Below are 16,289 nucleotides of genomic sequence, written 5' to 3' on the forward strand. Positions count from 1 at the left end.
GGGCCGCCGCCACGGTACGTGAGGCCTCGTCCGACACTCCCGTACGAGGAGACGGGCCAGGCACTCCTGTACGAGGAGACGGGCCCGGCGCCCCCGAGGGCACCCCGGCCCGGCCCGGACGCGACGCCGCCCCCGCCCCCGTCACCCCGGGGCCGTACGCGATCGGGCCCGACGCCCATGAACGTACCCCTGACCAGGACACCTTCACGATGCGGCTGCCCCGGCAGCCGGGCGCGACCCCGCCCCGGACGGGGGACGGATCCCCCGCCCCCGCGCGGGGGGAACGCGTCACCGACAAGGGCCTGCCCAAACGGACCCCCAAGATCGTCACGCCCGTCCCCCTCGCCCCCCAGGAGCGGACCGGGAGCATCGACGCGGAGGAGTTGCGCCGCAGGCTCGGTGGCTTCCACCAGGGGGCGAAGAACGGCCGGCGCGACGTCGAGGCCGAGCTCGCGGGACAGACAGAGCCCGAGGAGCGGACCGCGGTACATACCGAAGAGACGGGGGAGACAGTCGAGGAGGCACGCAGTTGACTGCGACCGGCACATTCGGACTGAGCAGCGAAGCCCGTAACCTGCACTGGCTGTTGAGCAATCTGGTCGAGGAGGTACCAGGAGCGCGATCGGTCGCCGTCGTCTCGTCCGACGGACTGCTGCTCCTCTCCTCCGACCCGGAGCAGAACGCCGAGGCGGCCACCACCGTGACCCGGGAAGGCCCGCGCGGCTCCAGCGCCGATCTGGCCACCATCGTGTCCGGCATCGGCAGCCTCACGATCGGCGCGGCCAAGCTCATGGACGGCGGCGGGGTCAAGCAGACCATGGTCGCCATGGAGGAGGGCAGTGTCTTCGTCATGGTGATCAGCGACGGCTCGCTGCTCGGGGTGCACGCCACCCCGGACTGCGACATGAGCGAGGTGGCGTACCACATGGCACTGTTCGTGGGCCGCGCCGGACACGTACTGACACCCGAAGTACGGGACGAGCTACGCAAATCGATGGAGAGCGCCGAATGACGCCCGCCGACGGTGCCACCGGCGCGCCCGCCGACGCCACCGGAGGCGGCGTGGACGGCGATCGAGGACGCAGGCTGCCGGTGCGCGGATCGGACCGCAGGCCCACCCGGGTCCGGCCCTACTCGCTCACCGGCGGCCGCACCCGCTTCGGCCACGTCCTGCTCGTGGAGACCTTCGTCGCCGCGATCGAACCGGCCGAGGAACGCAAGGAGTTGACCGACGGCGGGCCGCCCGCGGGCGTGATGCCGGAGATGCTGGCGATCGTCGAGCTGTGCCGCCGTATGCGTACGGTCGCCGAGATATCGGCGCTGCTCAAGATGCCGTTGGGCGTGGTCAGGGTGCTGCTCAGCGACCTGGCCGACCAGGGAAAGATTCGTGTGTACGGGACAGGGCACGGCGACGGCCAGCCCGACAGAGCGCTGCTGGAAAGGGTGCTGAGTGGACTCCGCCGTATCTGACCTCTCCGATGTCGCCGAACAGGGGGCGACCGGAGAAGAGGCCACCGACCGGGAGGTCGAGGACAACAACAAGCCCGAGGGTGGCAATCAGCTCAAGGACAACAGCAAGCCCGCCACCGCCGACACCCAGGACCTCTTCACCCGGGACCCCGGGCGGAAGAAGGCCACCACTCCCCGGGTGGACGCGTCCGACGACGCGCCCCTCATGGTGCCCGAAGAGGACGCCAGAGCCTGGCAGTTGGACCGTACGCGCGCACCCGTCGCCACCAAGATCGTGATCGCGGGCGGGTTCGGCGTCGGCAAGACGACCTTCGTCGGGTCGGTCTCCGAGATCCCGCCGCTCCAGACCGAGGCGCTGATGACCCAGGCGGGCGCCGAGCTGGACGACGTCACGCACACGCCCGACAAGCTCACCACGACCGTGGCGATGGACTACGGCCGTATCACGCTCGACGACGACCTGGTGCTGTACCTGTTCGGTACGCCGGGCCAGCAGCGGTTCTGGTTCATGTGGGACGACCTGGTACGGGGCGCCATCGGCGCGGTCGTGCTGGCCGACACGCGGCGCCTGCCCGACTGCTTCCCGGCGCTCGACTACTTCGAGAGCTGCGGACTGCCGTACATCGTCGCCGTCAACCACTTCGAGGGCACCCCGCCCTTCGAGCCGGAGGACGTGCGCGAGGCGCTGACCGTACCGGAGCACGTACCGATATTGATCATGGACGCGCGTGAGCGGCTCACCGCGGTCAAGTCGCTCTTCACCCTGGTGCGTCACGCGCTCGCGTCCTCACCGGAGTAACCGCCGTGCGGAGGGTGCTCATCGTCGGGGCCGGTCAGTCCGGGCTTCAACTCGCCCTCGGACTCCAGTCGCACGGCTACGAGGTCACACTGATGTCGAACCGTACGGCGGACGAGATCAGGACCGGCCGGGTGATGTCCACCCAGTGCATGTTCCACACGGCTCTCCAGCACGAACGTGATCTCCGGCTGGACTTCTGGGCGGCCCAGGCGCCCAGGATCATGGGCGTCGGCGTCTCCGTCGCCGACCCCGCCGCGCCGGCCGAGCTGTCCCGTCCCGTGGACTGGCTCGGCCGGCTCGACGCGTTCGCCCAATCCGTCGACCAGCGGGTGAAGATGGCGGGCTGGATGGACACCTTCGCCCGGCGCGGCGGCCAGTTGGTCATCCATGGCGTGGCCGTCTCCGACCTGGACTACTTCTCGCGTACGTACGACCTCGTCCTGGTCTCGGCGGGCAAGGGCGAGATCGTCTCCATGTTCGCCCGCGACGCGGCGCGTTCGCCGTACACCAGCCCGCGCAGGGCGCTGGCCGTCGCGTACGTGCACGGGCTGGGCCCCCGGCCCGAGCACCCCGACGACGACGCGGTCCGGTGCAACTTCGTGCCGGGGGTGGGGGAGTTCTTCGTGATGCCGACGTTCACCACCGGCGGGCGCGCGGACATCCTCTTCTGGGAGGGGGTGCCGGGCGGCCCGCTGGACGTGTTCGAGGGGGTACGGGACCCGGCGGACGTGCTCTCGCTCATCCTGGAGCTGATGGAGCGGTTCACGCCGTGGGAGTACGGGCGGGCGACGAAGATCGAACTGACCGACGCGAACGCGACGTTGTGCGGGCGCTACACCCCGACCGTCCGCGACCCGGTCGGCCGGCTGCCGGGCGGTGGTCTGGTCCTGGGCGTCGCGGACGTGGTCGTCGCCAACGACCCGGTGACCGGGCAGGGGTCCAACTCCGCGTCCAAGTGCGCGGCGGTGTATCTGGACGCGATTCTCGCGCACGGGGAGCGGGAGTTCGACGAGGTGTGGATGCGGGCGGCGTTCGACCGCTTCTGGGAGAGCGCGCGGCATGTCACCAAGTGGACGAACGCGATGCTGGAGCCGCCCCGGGACCACGTCCTGCGCCTGATCGCGGCGGGCACGGACCACCCGGCGGTAGCGGACCGGATCGCGAACGGCTTCAACGACCCGGCGGACTTCGAGGACTTCTTCTACGAGGAGGAGAAGGCGGAGGGGTATCTGGCGGGGGTCCGGGCGGGGGCGGCGGGGGTGGACGGGGCCGGGGTGTGACCGGACGGGTCCGGGGCTTGAAGAGACGACTTGGCGATGTCTCTTATTGGATGAAATGCCCGCTTCGGGGTTAGCCTTGGACGGCATGACTGACACGAAGGTGCCCAGCACGCCCGACCCCGGGGTCGAGGTCGCGGGACGGCCGTCGTACGGCCGCCTGACCAGCGGCGAGCAGGCACTGGTCGCCGCGGCGGCAGATCTCGTACCTCTCCTGCGGGACAACGCGGACCGGGCCGACCGCGACCGGAAACTGCCCGAGGAGAACATCGCCGCCCTGCGGGACGCGGGTCTGCTCCGGCTCTCGGTGCCCGCCGCCTACGGGGGTCACGCGGCCGGGATGCGTACGCTGCTGGCGGTACTGGAGGAAGTGGGCCGGGGCTGTGCCTCGACGGCCTGGGTGCTGTCCATCTTCTACAGTGGCGGCGTTTTCGCGGGTCTGTTGGGCGACCCGGTACGACAGCGGATCTGGGCCGGGAATCCTGACACGACGCTCTGCGGGGTGATCGGGGTGCCCGTCCCCGTCCGGACGGTGGAGGGCGGTCTTGTCCTCGACGGTCAGTGGGGCTGGGCCTCGGGTCTGCATCACGCGGACTGGATCGGTCTCGACGTCGTGACCGAGCGGGACGGCGCCCCGGAGCGGGGGGTGGCCCTGCTGCCGACGGCGGAACTCTCCACCCGGGACACCTGGCACATGGCCGGCATGCGGGGCACCGGCAGCGACAGTGTGGTGGCGGAGGAGGTGTTCGTACCGGAGGAACAGTTCCTGTCCTTCGCCAGGTCGGCAACCGGCGCCTATCGGCGGGGCGGTGAGGACGAGGCCCTGACGCGTACGCCGTTCCCCGAGGGGCTGATGGTCCCCTTCATCGGATCGCTGCTGGGCATGGGCAGGGCGGTGTACGAGCAGATCGTGGAGAAGCTGAGGGCCGGCCGTCCTGTGGTCTCGGCGGCGAGCCTGCACGCGCGGGCGGTCGACGCTCCTGGCGTGCAGGCGAATGTGGCGGACGCGGCCACGCTCATCGACAGCGCGGTGCTCCAGGCGGGGCGCGCCGCCGACGACATCGACCGGGCGGCGGTCACGGGAGCGGCTCTGACTCCGGTGGTCCAGGCGCGCCTCCGGGTGGACATCAGTTACGCCGCCCGGCAGATCCGCCAGGCCGTGGACCTGCTGCTGGACGTGGGCGGGGCGAGCCGTTTCGACCTGTCGAGTCCGGTGCAGCGGATCTGGCGCGATGTCGGGACGGCTTCGCGGCATCCGGCGTTCACCGCGGAGATCAACCGGGAGCGGTACAGCCGCCTGCTGCTCGGCCTCGACTGACCGCGCGTTTCGGCGCGTCAGGCGCGTGGGGTGGCGGGGGTGCCGTTGTCGTTGCCGAGGTCGGAGGAGGACGGGCCGGCGTCCGGCGGGAGCGGGGGTGGCTCGTACGACGTCATGGGTACGGCGCCCGGGTCCGGGCGTACGGCGCCGAGCAGGGGGTTCGCCGCGATCGGGGAGACCTTGACGCGGGTGCCGGGGCGGGGGGCCTGGATCACCATTCCGTCGCCGAGGTAGATCGCCACGTGCGTGGCCTTGGGGAAGTAGACGACCAGGTCACCGGGGCGCAACCGGTCCAGCGGCACGTGGGGGAGGTCACGCCACTGCTGCTGACTGGTGCGGGGGACGACGACCCCGGCCCGCCCCCAGGCCTCGGAGGTCAGCCCGGAACAGTCGAAGGACGCGGGTCCCTCGGCACCCCACTGGTACGGCTTCCCAATCTGCGCGACGGCGTACGCGAGCGCGTGACCGCCCTGGGCGGAGGGAGCGGATCCTGTCCGGCGGCCAGGTGCTTCCGGGCGGGCGGGCGTGGGGCCGAACGGTCGGCTGGGGCCGTTGGGTTCCGTGGGGCGGTACGGCCCGGTCGGGTCGGGTGGACCGGTGGGGCGGACCGGTTGGCTCGGGTGGTCGGGTCCTGTCGGGTGGTACGAGCGCGTCAGGTCGGGCGCGCCGGTGGGGCCGAAAGGTCGGCTGGGGCCGTTGGGTTCCGTGGGCCGCCGCGAGCCCGTGAGGTCGGGCGATCCGGTGGGGCGGACCGACCGTCTTGGGTCGTTGGATCCCGTCGGGCGGTACGACCCTGTCAGGTCGGACGATCCGGTGGGGTCGACCGAGCGGCTCGGGGCCGCAGTTCTGGCCGTGCCGTGAGATCCCGGCGAGCTGGCTCGCCACGCTGGACCGGCCACTCCGGCCGGGCCCGCCGCTCCGGCCGGGCCGATCGGTCCTGACGAGCCGAGCGGCATAGGGCCGTCAGGCCCTACCGACCCCTCCGACCCCTCCGACCCCTCCGACTCGTCTTGCCTCACCGCTCCCGCCGGGCCGGGCTCCGTGCTCGCACCCGGTACGTTGCCGAGCGCACCCGAGGTGAGCAGTTCGCGCTGGGCCTTGTCCGTGGCGGACTTTTCCAGGGCCGCCAGGGCCGCGAGTTGCGCGGGGGTGAGTGATGCGAGCAGTTTCTCGACCTCGGCGAGCCGGGCCCGTACGGTGTCGCGCTGCTTCTTCTGCCGTGCGGCGAGCACCTGTTGGCGCTGGAGCGCCCGCCGCGCGGCGTCCGCCAGGGCGCTCGCCCGCCGCTCGCCACCGGTCAGCCGCGCGAGGATCTCGGCGCGCCCGCGGGCGGCGCGTTTCATGAGGTGGCCCTCGTCCAGGGCGGATCGGGGGTCGCGGGCGAGGAGGAACCGCGCGTAGCCGGAGAGCCCGGACCGGCCCTGGTACTGCTCACGGGCCAGCCGCCCGGCGTCGTCACGGCTGAGGGCGAGCGCGGTACGGGCCCGGTCGAGCCCGCTGGTGAGGCGCCGGGCCTCGGCGCGCAGCCGTGCCAGCTCCACATCGGTGGCGTTGAAGGCCTCACCGGCCTCCTCCGCCTCCTGGTAGAGCCGCTGAAGCCTGGTGAGCATCCCGGCGATCCCGCCGGGGGCGGTCGCACCGGGCCCTGAGGCGCCTGGGGCGGTGCCGCCGGGGCCACCGCCCGCCTCACCCGGGCGACGGTCGGACGCGATCCGACCCGAGCCGCCTGGGGCGGACTCCGTCAGGCGTGACTCACCCGGGGCGGGCCGGAGCCCCGGCCCCACTGATACCGACTCACCCGAACCCAGGCCCTGCGGGCCCGACCCGCCGGGACCCATCGGGCTGGACGCAAACGTGCCTTGCCCCACCAGGCCAGACCAACGCGTGCCGCGGCCCTGCGGTCCCGAGTCACTCCGGCTGGCCCTAGGCGGGCCGGACGCCGCCGCCCCCTGGCCCACTGGGCCGAACACACGCGCGCCGTGGCCCTGCGAGCCCGACGCACCATGGCCCCATTCACCCAGTCCCCGGCCCTGCGGACCCGACCCGCTCTGGCTGGCCTTGCTCGGGCCGAAGGCCCGCGTGCCTGGGCCTGCCGGGCTGGACGCATCCGGGCCCTGGCTTAGCGGGTTGGACGTACCCAGTCCTTGGCCCTGCCGGCCCGACCCATTCCGGGTGGACTTGCTTGGGCCCGAGGCCTCCGGGTTCCGGCCTACCGGGTTGGATGCCCGCGTGCCCCCGCTCACCGGGCCCGACGCACCCGGGCTCCGGCCCTGCGGGCCCGACGCATTCCGGGTGGACTTGCTCGGGTTGGGCGCCTGTGTGCCTGGGCCTGCCGGGTTGGACGCATCTGGTCCTCGGCCCTGCCGGGCCGACCCGCTCCGGGTGGACTTGCTCAGGCTGGGCGCCCGCGTGCCTGGGCCCGCCGGGCCGGACGTATCCGGGCCCTGGCCTGCCGGGCCGGACGTACCTGGGCCTCGGCCCTGCGGGCCTGACCCGCTCTGGGTGGACTTGCTCGGGTTGGATGCCCGCGTGCCCCGGCTCACCGGGCCCGACGCACCCGGGTCCTGGCCCTGCGGGCCCGACTCACTCCGGGTGGACTTGCTCGGGCTGGGCGCCCACGTGCCTGGGCCTGCCGGGCCGGACGTATCTTCGCCCTGGCCCGCCGAGTCGGACGCATCCGGGCCCCGGCCCACCGGGCCCGACGCGCTCGGCCCCCGGCCCGCCGGCCCCCACTCCCTCCGGGTGGACTCCGCCGTGCCCCACCCGGCGAGTCCCGGTTCCGTCGTCGCCGTCAGGGACAGTGGCACCGCCGTGAGAGCCGTGGCGGTGATCAGCGCCGTCGTACAGACGGATCGCAGCGTTTTTGCTGACACTCCATCACCTCCCCATGCGGGTACGGATCGTCCGGTACCCGACGATGATGGGGTGGTGGAGCGGTGCTACTGGTGTGGCTATCGCACCATTGGGCGGATCGGCGCAAGAACATCACCCTGGGCGGGGCATTCCGGCTGCCCCCGGCGCGCCGTCCGTCGTCAGCTCGTGCGGTTCGGTTTGGACCAGGGCCAGCGGGGGCGGCCTCCCTCGCCGGGGGTGCGGCCCTCGGGGGCGTACACGTACTTCCAGCCCCGCTGGATCCCAAGCCGCTTCGTGTGGCCGGCCGGTTCGCGGCGGTACGTGAGTACCGTGGGCGGGCCGTTCTCCGCGTCCGGGACCGGGACCTCGTACCACTTGGGCGGGTTGCCCGTCGGTCCGGTCAGGATCGGCAGGACGCGCCCGTCGAGCGGGCCGCCGGTGAAGGGGGTGTCTTCGGTTCTCACCCGTGCATCCTCCCGTAGAACGGCGGCGACCACGCCGTCCGTCAGGCCAGCAGGCCCGACGCCTTCCACATCCTGCGGCCAGCCCCGCGCAGTACCCCGATGTCGTCCAGGAAGTCCGTCAGCCGCCGCGCCCCCGACTGCATCACCTCGCGGCGGTGGCCGCTCAGGCGGACCTGGGTGACGGCCTCCCGCCGGTCGAGCCCGATGTGGTCGTACACGCTCGGATTGACGAAACAGACCGAGAAGACGCGCGCGGCCTGCCCGCAGCTGAGACGGGTCAGCTCCTGCTCCCACCGGGGCGACGTCACCATCTGGCGCCGCAACTCCTCGCGCGCGTAACGGACATGGCGCGACTCCTCCACCACATGGATCCGCGTCACGCCCCGGACGAGCGGCTGGACCCGCTCGTCGGGGAACGTCAATCTCTGCATCCAGTCCAGGATTTCCTCGCCGAGCAGCGTCGCGGCGAACGAACCGGGCGTGGTGGAGACGGTCTTCAGGACGCGCGCCATGTTGTGGTAAAGCCTCGGCACCGGGTACGACGGCGTGCCGCCCTTGTCGATCAACTTCGCGAACATCATCGAGTGCCGGCACTCGTCCGCTATCTCCGTGAGGGCGTAACGGACGTGGTTGCTGGTCACGGGCTTGTCGTAGATGTGCCGGACCAGCAGCTGCATGAGGATGATCTCGAACCAGATGCCGAGCGAGGCGAGCGACGCGGCCTCGTGCCTCGCCAGGTCCATCCGCTGCCCCTCGGACATCTTCCGCCAGAGCGGGGTGTCGTACAGGGAGACCAGCTCCGGTGGCCAGAACCACTTGCCGCTCTCGGCCGGCGCGGCCCAGTCCACCTCCTTGTCCGGGTCGAACGAGTGCTTCGCGGAGGCTTCGAGGAGCCGCGCGGCGACCTGCTCCCGGTCCCTGAGCGGGCCGAGCGCGTCACGGAGGATCTCCACGTCCCGCTCCGTGGCGGAGGCGGATGACGGGGAGGGGGCGGGCGTCGGAGCAGTGGCTCGGGGCATGGGTGGGAGCACCTCATCGCTGGGTTACCGGCGGTCACTCCTTATGAGACTACTTGTCAGTAGGGGCGTCAATCCCTCTGTGAGATCGGTGCGAGGCCGCGTTGGGGCGTCAGGCCGCGTCAGGCCGAGTCAAACCGAGCAGGCCGCGTCAGATCGCGTCCGGCCCCGGAAGCAGCGCCGCTGCCAGCGCCACCTCCGTGCCCGCCAGTCCCACCGAGCAGAACACCGTGATCTGTCCGGGAGCGGTACGGCACGGCGCCGCGCCCGCCAGTACGGCCCCCAGCTCCACCATGCGCTCGGTCGCGAAGAGGTGTGGTTCGGGGTAATTGGCCGCCTGGGCAAGGGAGTCGGTGAACACCACGTCGGCCCGGGACGGGAGCCCGGCCGGGACCTCGTGGCCGGCGACGGTCTTGGGGCCGAGCGTGCTGATGTGTGTCCCCGGCGCGATCCAGCCCATGTCCAGGACCGGGGTGGTGCTGTCGGTGGCCACGATCACCACGTCCCGTTCGCGTACGGCGTCCTCCGCCGAGCCCACCGCCCTGACCCGGACGCCCAGTTCGTCCGCCGCCCGGCGCGCGAACGCGGCGGTGCGCTCCGCGCTGCGGGCCGCCACCACGACGTCCTCCAGCGGCCGGACCGCGCCGAGCGCCCAGAGCTGCGTCCACGCCTGCCGGCCGGCCCCGACGATCCCCAGTCGGACGGGCCCCGGATTGGCCGCCACGTCCACGGCCACCGCCCCGATGGCGCCGGTCCGCCGGGGCCCCAGCTCCGAACCGTGCACCAGCGCCTTCAACCGGCCGTCGGCGCCGTCCCACACGGCCACCAACTGCTCGCCCCCGACGACGGTGTCGTACGCGCGGAAGCCGTACAGCCCTCGCGTACTCGCGCCGGTGCGGAGGCGTCCGGCCGTGATGACCAGGGCGGACCCGTCGCCGAGGTCGGCTTTCAGGCGCGGGGGAGCGTGCAGGGCGCCGGAGTGGTGGGCGAGGAGAGCGGCCCGTACGGCACCCACGGCCGTGGCCGCGTCGAGGGCGCGTACGTCCTCGTCGTCGAAGAGGAGTGGGGAGACGGGATGCGGGGACACGGGAAGCGAGGACACGGAAGGGGCACGCACCTTTCACCGCCGGGTGCCGGTGGCAGCACCACCGATCGCTGTCGACCAGCATGGCATGGGGCGCTGACAAAACTGATGTACGCCCGGACCGGGAACACGGGACGATGGACCCATGACCACCCCCACCGCTCGTGAAGAAGGCGCCGACCGCGCGGCGGCCCGTCGCAGCCTCGAAGGACTCGCTCTGGGCGACGCGTTCGGCGAACGCTGGTTCCCGCTCTTCCGCGACCCCGACCAGGCGTTGCGGGACATCCGGGCCCGGCGCACCCCGACGGAGGCGGAATGGCACTGGACGGACGACACCGCGCTCGCCCTCGCCGTCCACCAGGTGCTCAGCGAGTGCGGAGCCGTCGACCAGGACCGTCTCGCGGCCTGCTTCGCGCTCACCTTCGACGCCGATCCGGCCCGGGGGTACGGACACGGCATGCACCTCCTCCTCCCCGCCCTCCTCACCGAACCGGAGCGCTGGCGCGCACTCGCCCCCGAGCTGTTCGAAGGCGGCAGCCTCGGCAACGGCGCGGCGATGCGGGTGGCCCCCCTCGGCGCCTGGTTCGCCGCCGACCTGGGGCGCGTGACCGAACAGGCCGTCCTGTCCGCCGAGGTGACACACGCCCACCCGCAGGGCATCGCGGGCGCGGTGGCGGTCGCCGTCGCGGCGGCGCTCTCGGTACGGGGCGAGCTGTCCGTGGCGGCGGTGGCGGAGGCCACTCCCGAGGGGGTGGTACGGGACGGCCTGGCGCGCGCCGCCGAGTTGTCGTTCACCACCGCTCCCTGGAAGGCGGCGGACGTCCTCGGCAACGGCCGGCGCATCCGGGCCGACGACACCGTCCCGTTCGCGGTCTGGACGGCGGCCCGCCACCCCGACGACCTGACGGCCGCGCTGTGGTCGACGGCGGAGGGGTTCGGGGACGTGGACACGACGTGCGCCATCACGGGCGGGATCGTGGGGGCGCGGACAGGGGTGTCGGGTGTGCCGGGGGAGTGGCTGGAGCGGCGGGAGGGGCTGCCGTTGTCGTTGCCGTAACGGCATCCCGTTTGCCGCCACTCCCGCAGCTGCGACCCCTCCCGCCCCTCCCGCCGCCCCGCAGCCTTCGCCGCTCTCAGCCCTGATCGTTCCCGCCCGGCGGCGGGAAGCTCTCCCTCAGCGTGAAGGTGTACGCCGCCGGGCCGTTCTCCCGCAGGTGGCGCAGATGCCGTTCCGCCTCCGCCACCGTCGGGCGGTGGCCCTCCGGCACCCACCACACGGCCGTCATGGCCTCCTCCACCCGTTCGAACCACTCTCTGCGCCGAGCGAGCAGCTCGCGGTGCTGCCCCTCGTACATGAAGGCTTTCAGGGCGTCCGGATCCCGCCACACCGACAGGTTCACGATCAGCCACTCGTCGCCGAAGACGGGGACGTCGGTGGCGTTGCCGCTGTCGCTCTGCAACCGCCACACAAAGCCGTCGGACTGGTCGGCCACGGCGTTCACCGGGTCCAGGGCGTCGACGAAGTCCTTCAACTCAACTGAATCCAAGGGGTACTTGAGGCGGGCTATGTTCACCTGGGCAAGCTCGTACGTGGTCATGGCCGCACCCTAATCGCGTGGTTCTCGGCCGCGACGGCCATTTCCACCAGCCGGACATCGGCTCCCCGCCGCGCGACCAGTTGCAGTCCGACGGGACAGCCATCGGCGGTGAAACCGGCCGGGATGCTCGCCGCAGGATGGCCGCTCAGGTTGAACGCCCAGGTCAGCGCGGTGGAGTAGACCTCGCCCGGGCCTTCGTGCCCGTGCGGCCTGTTGGGGGTGACGGGAGTCAGCAGCAGCTCCGTCCCGGCGAAGAGACGGTCGAGGCGCCGGTCGTTCTCGGCCCGGACGCCCGCCGCGTCGCCGAGATCCCCGGCGCCCGTCACCCCGGCCCGTACCCCCAACCACGCCTCGCGCGGATCCAGCAGCGTGAACCCCTCGCGCGGGAGCGGCAGTTGTACGACCCCGGCCGCCACCAGCCGGTCCACCGCCGCCCGTACGACCGCCGCCACCTCGGGGTCCGTCCGGGCGAAGCCCAGGTCCGGCGAGTAGGCGGCGGGCAGGGGCAGTTGGAGCGGTGAGGGGATCCGTACCTCCGACGGCGTGTCCAGCACGCAGTCCAGATACACCCGCGCCTCCACCGCCGACCGGGTCAGTACCCCGGCCGACGCCAGGCCCGTCCGGTCGGGCGACGGCAGCAGGCCGTTGGTGGTCTTGAGGCCGAACACCCCGCACCAGGCCGCCGGGATCCGTACCGAACCCGCCCCGTCGCTGCCCGTCGCCAGCGGCACCATGCCCGCCGCGACCGCCACCGCCGAACCGGCCGAGGACCCGCCGGGGGTGCGGTCGGGGCGGTAGGGGTTGACCGTACGGCCGTGCCGGCCCTGGCCCCAGGTCTGCCAGTACGTACCGGGGCCCGGCACGGCCGTCGAGCCGACCGGCACGGCACCGGCCGCGATCAGGCGTTCCGCCGCGTACGAACGGATCCCCGTCGGGCCCTTCACGGCGAACGGCGTTCCCGCGAGCGGCAGTCGGCGGTCCACCGTCCTCGCCCGCTCGCGGGCCCCCTCGCCCCACACCTCGACGAACGCGCACAGTTCGGGGTCCAGCCGCCCGATCCGCGCCAGCGCTTCTTCGACCCGTTCGGTCACCGGACCCCCGCCCCCATGCCCCCCGCTCAGCCCGTCACGAGCGGCGCCGGAAGAGACCACGCAGCGTCGGCCTCCGTAGCGCCTTCGCACCCGCTTTTCTCTCGGCACCCGGCCCCGGAGCCGCACCCGGACCCGCACCCGCACCCGGAGCGGCGCTCGCCCCCGCCATCGCCCCGGCCACCAACTCCGCTCCCCGCACCGCCACTTCCTCCTCGTCCGGCTCCTCCTCGTCCTCCCGCCGGATCGACTCCAGCAGGTCCGCCGCGAGTCCCGTGAAGGTCGCGTCCAGCCACGCGCACCCCAGCACGAAGTGGCACAGCGAGCCCAGGATCTCCACCGGACGGGTCCGGAACGCCTCCGCCGCGTCCAGCATCCGTTCCACCAGCCGGCGTCCGATGTCCTCGCGGGTCGCCGGATCGCTCCAGGCGATCGCCAGCAGCGCGAAGCCGGCCGCCTCGGTGACCCAGTCCTCCGGCCCGTCCAGCAGGTCCAGCAGAATCCGGCGCCGTACCGACCCCTCCCACGGTTCGTCCGTCCCGTGGTGCGCGATGCCGAGGCAGGCGAACGCCTGCACGCTCCGTATCCACAGCTCCGGCAGGTGCTCCGTGAGGAACCGCCCCTGCTCGTCCTCGCGCGGCAGCGGCGGATGGACCAGGACGCCGAGCAGGTCGGCGGGGGCGATCGCCGCCAGCTCCACCGCGTGGTCGTACGCGGCGGGCAGGTACGGCCAGCGCAGCTCCGCAACGGCCCGCACCGCCTCCGCCACGGCGGCCGGCGGCTCGGGCACGGCGGCCTCGGCGACCAGCCCCTCGTACCGCCACACCGCCGTGGCCACCTCGCGCCGCGCCGGGCGCGGATCGGGTTCCGGTACGGCTCCGAAGCTCACCTCGCCCTTGGGGAAGGCCCGTCGGAGGGTCAGTACGGCGCTCGGCGCCTCGATCACGGACGCGTTCAACTGGAGGGCGCTGTCCCGGTAGGCCGGGTCCCCGCCCTCCGCCGCCCGCTCCAGGAACTGGTGCAGCACGTTGACCGTCGCCTCCCGCGCCCCCGTCACCCCCGACAGCCAGGGAAGGTTCTCACTGTGGCGCTGGAGGACCGTGTGCGCGTACCCGTGCTCGGGGTGGTCCCGCAGATGGTCGGCCAGGGCCAGCAGATGCGTACGGCCCCCGTCCACGGCGAAGCGCACCCCGTGGATCGCCGGGGCGGCCTGCGGATGGGCCGGGTCGACCGCCAGCGCACGCTCCAGCCAGGGCAGGCCCGCCTCCGGGCGACCGGACATCGCGTACAGCTCGGCGACGTCCACGTACAGCGAGAGGTCCGAGGGATCGCGCGCCAACTCCGCCTCCCAGCAGGCCAGGGCCTCGTCCACCCGCCCGGCGGCACGCAGCGCGTAGCCGAGCATCACCGCCGGGGTGTGGCCCGGGTCGAGCCGCTGCGCGTGCCCGGCCCAGGCGATCGCCTGGTCGTACGCGGCGAACCGCCGGGCCAGGCCCGACGCCATGGTCAGCAGAAGGGCGTGGTCCGGGTGCAGGGCGAGCGAGGCGCGCGCGAGATCCAGGAACGGCCGCAGGGGCGCGGTCAGTTCGGGGGGCAGCGGGTCCGGTACGCCTCCGCCGACGATGCGGGCGATGACGCTCGCGAGGTTCTGCGGCGAGACCGACTCGGCGAGATCCTGGCGGGCGACCCAGGCGACCTCGGCCCAGGGGCGGTCCGGCTGTTCCCGTACCACCGCGGCCAGGGTGGACAGGGCCTCGTCCCAGCGGCCCGCGGCGGCGAGCAGATGCGCCTGGCACGCCACCGCACCGATGTAGGGGCGCTCGTCCGAGAACAGGTCCAGCGCCGCCTCCGCCCCGCCCGCGCGCCGGGCGAACTCCGCCAACGCCTCGTGCACCTCGGGGAGTCGCGGCGCCTCCGCGAGGGCGTTGCCGAGGTGGGTGGCGGCGTGCGGCAGGTCACCGCCGTCCAACGCCAGCCGCGCCAGGGCCACTTCGCCCTCGGCGTTGAGCTTCTCCTCGCCGTCCACGGAACAGCTGTGCAGGTCTTCCAGTTCGTCGGCCATCAAGGCCCCCCTTGCCGCGCGGTCCCGTCGTGCCGTACCGGCGCGGCACACAGGAATGGCGCAGACCCTAGCGGAGCTGTGTGGCACGCCAGTTGCCGGGGAACACCCCGACGCCCCTGGCCTTTCGGGCCCCCGCCTCGCTCCGGCTCCCGACTCACTCCGGTCCCCGCCTCACTCCTCCCGCGACCCCTTACTCCTCCCGCCCCGCCTCACTCCTCCCGCGCCGCCTCCTTCAACGCCGCCTCCATCACCGCCCGCGCGATCGGCGCCGCGTCGCCGCCGCCGCTGATGTCCGAGCGGTCCGCCTCCGCGTCCTCCACCACCACCGCCACCGCGACCGCAGGCTCTCCCGCGTCGTCGGCGCGGGCCCAGGCGATGAACCAGGCGTACGGGACACCGGCGTTGCCGATGCCGTGCTGCGCCGTGCCCGTCTTCCCGCCGACCGTGGCGCCCTCGATGGCGGCGTTCGTCCCCGTGCCCTCCTCGACCACGTCGACCATCAACCGCCGTACCTGCCGCGCCGTGGAGCCGTCCATCACCTTTCGGTAGGTGCGCTCGGCGGTACGGGAGACGGTCTTTCCGTGCGCGGACGTCGTACGGTCCACCAGGTAAGGGCGCCTGAGTTCACCGCCGTTGGCGACCGCCGAGGCCACCATCGCCATCTGGAGCGGGGTCGCCCGGGTGTCGAACTGGCCGATCGAGGACAGCGCCAGCTGGTCGTCCGTCATGTGGCTGTCGAAGTTCGAGACCGCGACCCCGGACGGGATCCGGATCCCCGTGTCGTTGAAGCCGAACTTCTCCACCGTGTCGAGCATGCGGTCCATCCCCACCTTCACCCCCAGCCCCGCCATCACCGAGTTGCAGGAGAAGGTGATCGCGAAGGCCAGCGAGGCCCGGTCGCAGCCGTCCACCTCGTTGGGCAGCGTGGTGGTCGTGCCGGGCAGGACGTACGGATCGGGTACGGAGGTCGGCGCGTCGACGTCCGAGACGACCTCCGCGTCCAGCGCCGCCGCGGCCGTCACGATCTTGAAGGCGGAGCCCGGCGGATACGTCTGCCGGATCGCCCGGTTGAGCATCGGCTGGGCCTCCGCCCCGGTCAGCGCGGTCCAGGCCTCGGTGACGGCGGGACCGGTGCCCGACAGCTGCTCCGGGCTGTACGAAGGGCTGCTGACCAGCGCCAGGATCCGGCCGCTCGCGGGCTGGATGGCCGCGACCGCGCCCCGCCGCCCGGCCAGCCCGTCGAACGCGGCCCGCTGCATC

At 72.9% G+C, this 16,289-nt stretch carries 14 protein-coding genes and 1 pseudogene; 7 read left to right on the forward strand and 8 right to left on the reverse strand.

Annotated features, from left to right (window positions below):
- The 6 genes and pseudogenes from GT042_RS39715 to GT042_RS35910 form a co-directional block, all read left to right on the forward strand.
- Positions 1–533, forward strand: a pseudogene (locus GT042_RS39715) (histidine kinase); the annotation flags it as partial.
- Positions 530–1,012 carry a roadblock/LC7 domain-containing protein gene (locus tag GT042_RS35890; protein WP_161312859.1) on the forward strand — a complete coding sequence of 161 codons (483 nt, stop codon included), beginning with the start codon at positions 530–532 and terminating at the stop codon, positions 1,010–1,012. The pseudogene GT042_RS39715 and the gene GT042_RS35890, both read left to right, overlap by 4 nt.
- The gene (locus GT042_RS35895; RefSeq protein WP_161312860.1) at positions 1,009–1,470 is read left to right on the forward strand and encodes a DUF742 domain-containing protein; all 462 of its coding nucleotides are present in this window, start codon (positions 1,009–1,011) and stop codon (positions 1,468–1,470) included. Before GT042_RS35890 ends, GT042_RS35895 begins: the two co-directional genes overlap by 4 nt.
- 205 nt (positions 1,471–1,675) lie before the next feature.
- On the forward strand, positions 1,676–2,269 hold the full coding sequence (locus tag GT042_RS35900) for an ATP/GTP-binding protein (RefSeq protein ID WP_161312870.1): 594 nt from the start codon (positions 1,676–1,678) through the stop codon (positions 2,267–2,269).
- A 5-nt stretch (positions 2,270–2,274) separates the two neighbouring features.
- Positions 2,275–3,549 (forward strand): styrene monooxygenase/indole monooxygenase family protein, encoded by a 1,275-nt coding sequence (locus GT042_RS35905; protein ID WP_161312861.1) that lies wholly within the window; start codon positions 2,275–2,277, stop codon positions 3,547–3,549.
- An 85-nt stretch (positions 3,550–3,634) separates the two neighbouring features.
- Positions 3,635–4,864 (forward strand): acyl-CoA dehydrogenase family protein, encoded by a 1,230-nt coding sequence (locus tag GT042_RS35910; protein WP_161312862.1) that lies wholly within the window; start codon positions 3,635–3,637, stop codon positions 4,862–4,864.
- Positions 4,865–4,881: 17 nt separating this feature from the next.
- Here GT042_RS35910 and GT042_RS39720 read toward each other — a convergent pair whose 3' ends face one another.
- From GT042_RS39720 to GT042_RS35930, 4 genes are all read right to left on the reverse strand, one after another.
- Positions 4,882–6,474, reverse strand: a complete 1,593-nt coding sequence (locus GT042_RS39720) for a C40 family peptidase (RefSeq protein WP_237531536.1) — start codon at positions 6,472–6,474, stop codon at positions 4,882–4,884.
- A 1,422-nt stretch (positions 6,475–7,896) separates the two neighbouring features.
- Positions 7,897–8,181: a hypothetical protein gene (locus GT042_RS35920; protein ID WP_161312863.1), complete on the reverse strand. Its 285-nt coding sequence runs from the start codon at positions 8,179–8,181 to the stop codon at positions 7,897–7,899.
- 41 nt (positions 8,182–8,222) lie between these two features.
- Entirely contained in the window at positions 8,223–9,200 is a 978-nt protein-coding gene (locus GT042_RS35925) for a diiron oxygenase (protein WP_161312864.1), read from the reverse strand.
- Positions 9,201–9,348: 148 nt separating this feature from the next.
- The gene (locus tag GT042_RS35930; protein ID WP_345944046.1) at positions 9,349–10,299 is read right to left on the reverse strand and encodes an NAD(P)-binding domain-containing protein; all 951 of its coding nucleotides are present in this window, start codon (positions 10,297–10,299) and stop codon (positions 9,349–9,351) included.
- Between the two features lie 127 nt (positions 10,300–10,426).
- Here GT042_RS35930 and GT042_RS35935 point away from each other — a divergent pair, with 127 nt between their 5' ends.
- Positions 10,427–11,338, forward strand: a complete 912-nt coding sequence (locus GT042_RS35935; RefSeq protein WP_161312865.1) for an ADP-ribosylglycohydrolase family protein — start codon at positions 10,427–10,429, stop codon at positions 11,336–11,338.
- A 76-nt stretch (positions 11,339–11,414) separates the two neighbouring features.
- Here the strand turns inward: GT042_RS35935 and GT042_RS35940 are convergent, their stop codons facing one another.
- The 4 genes from GT042_RS35940 to GT042_RS35955 all read right to left on the reverse strand — a co-directional run.
- Positions 11,415–11,879, reverse strand: coding sequence for a DUF3291 domain-containing protein (locus tag GT042_RS35940; RefSeq protein ID WP_161312866.1), 465 nt, complete (start codon positions 11,877–11,879; stop codon positions 11,415–11,417).
- Complete coding sequence (locus GT042_RS39725) at positions 11,876–12,970, reverse strand: amidase (protein WP_161312867.1); 1,095 nt, start codon at positions 12,968–12,970, stop codon at positions 11,876–11,878. The genes GT042_RS35940 and GT042_RS39725 overlap by 4 nt, the downstream gene beginning before the upstream one ends.
- Before the next feature lie 34 nt (positions 12,971–13,004).
- Complete coding sequence (locus GT042_RS39730; RefSeq protein ID WP_161312868.1) at positions 13,005–15,029, reverse strand: tetratricopeptide repeat protein; 2,025 nt, start codon at positions 15,027–15,029, stop codon at positions 13,005–13,007.
- A 209-nt stretch (positions 15,030–15,238) separates the two neighbouring features.
- Positions 15,239–16,289 (reverse strand): penicillin-binding transpeptidase domain-containing protein (locus GT042_RS35955; protein WP_161312869.1); only part of this gene is annotated, 1,051 nt, incomplete at its 5' end.

It is taken from the genome of Streptomyces sp. SID3212 (genome assembly GCF_009865405.1).
In the GTDB taxonomy this organism is placed as follows: Bacteria; Actinomycetota; Actinomycetes; order Streptomycetales; family Streptomycetaceae; genus Streptomyces.

Bases quoted from the DNA above. Each gene is read 5' to 3' on its own strand.
- GT042_RS39730 (WP_161312868.1), bottom strand. From the start codon at position 15,029: ATGGCCGACGAACTGGAAGACCTGCACAGCTGTTCCGTGGACGGCGAG.
- GT042_RS35940 (WP_161312866.1), bottom strand. From the start codon at position 11,879: ATGACCACGTACGAGCTTGCCCAGGTGAACATAGCCCGCCTCAAGTAC.
- GT042_RS35925 (WP_161312864.1), bottom strand. From the start codon at position 9,200: ATGCCCCGAGCCACTGCTCCGACGCCCGCCCCCTCCCCGTCATCCGCC.
- GT042_RS35935 (WP_161312865.1), top strand. From the start codon at position 10,427: ATGACCACCCCCACCGCTCGTGAAGAAGGCGCCGACCGCGCGGCGGCC.
- GT042_RS35910 (WP_161312862.1), top strand. From the start codon at position 3,635: ATGACTGACACGAAGGTGCCCAGCACGCCCGACCCCGGGGTCGAGGTC.
- GT042_RS35895 (WP_161312860.1), top strand. From the start codon at position 1,009: ATGACGCCCGCCGACGGTGCCACCGGCGCGCCCGCCGACGCCACCGGA.
- GT042_RS35900 (WP_161312870.1), top strand. From the start codon at position 1,676: ATGGTGCCCGAAGAGGACGCCAGAGCCTGGCAGTTGGACCGTACGCGC.
- GT042_RS39720 (WP_237531536.1), bottom strand. From the start codon at position 6,474: ATGCTCACCAGGCTTCAGCGGCTCTACCAGGAGGCGGAGGAGGCCGGT.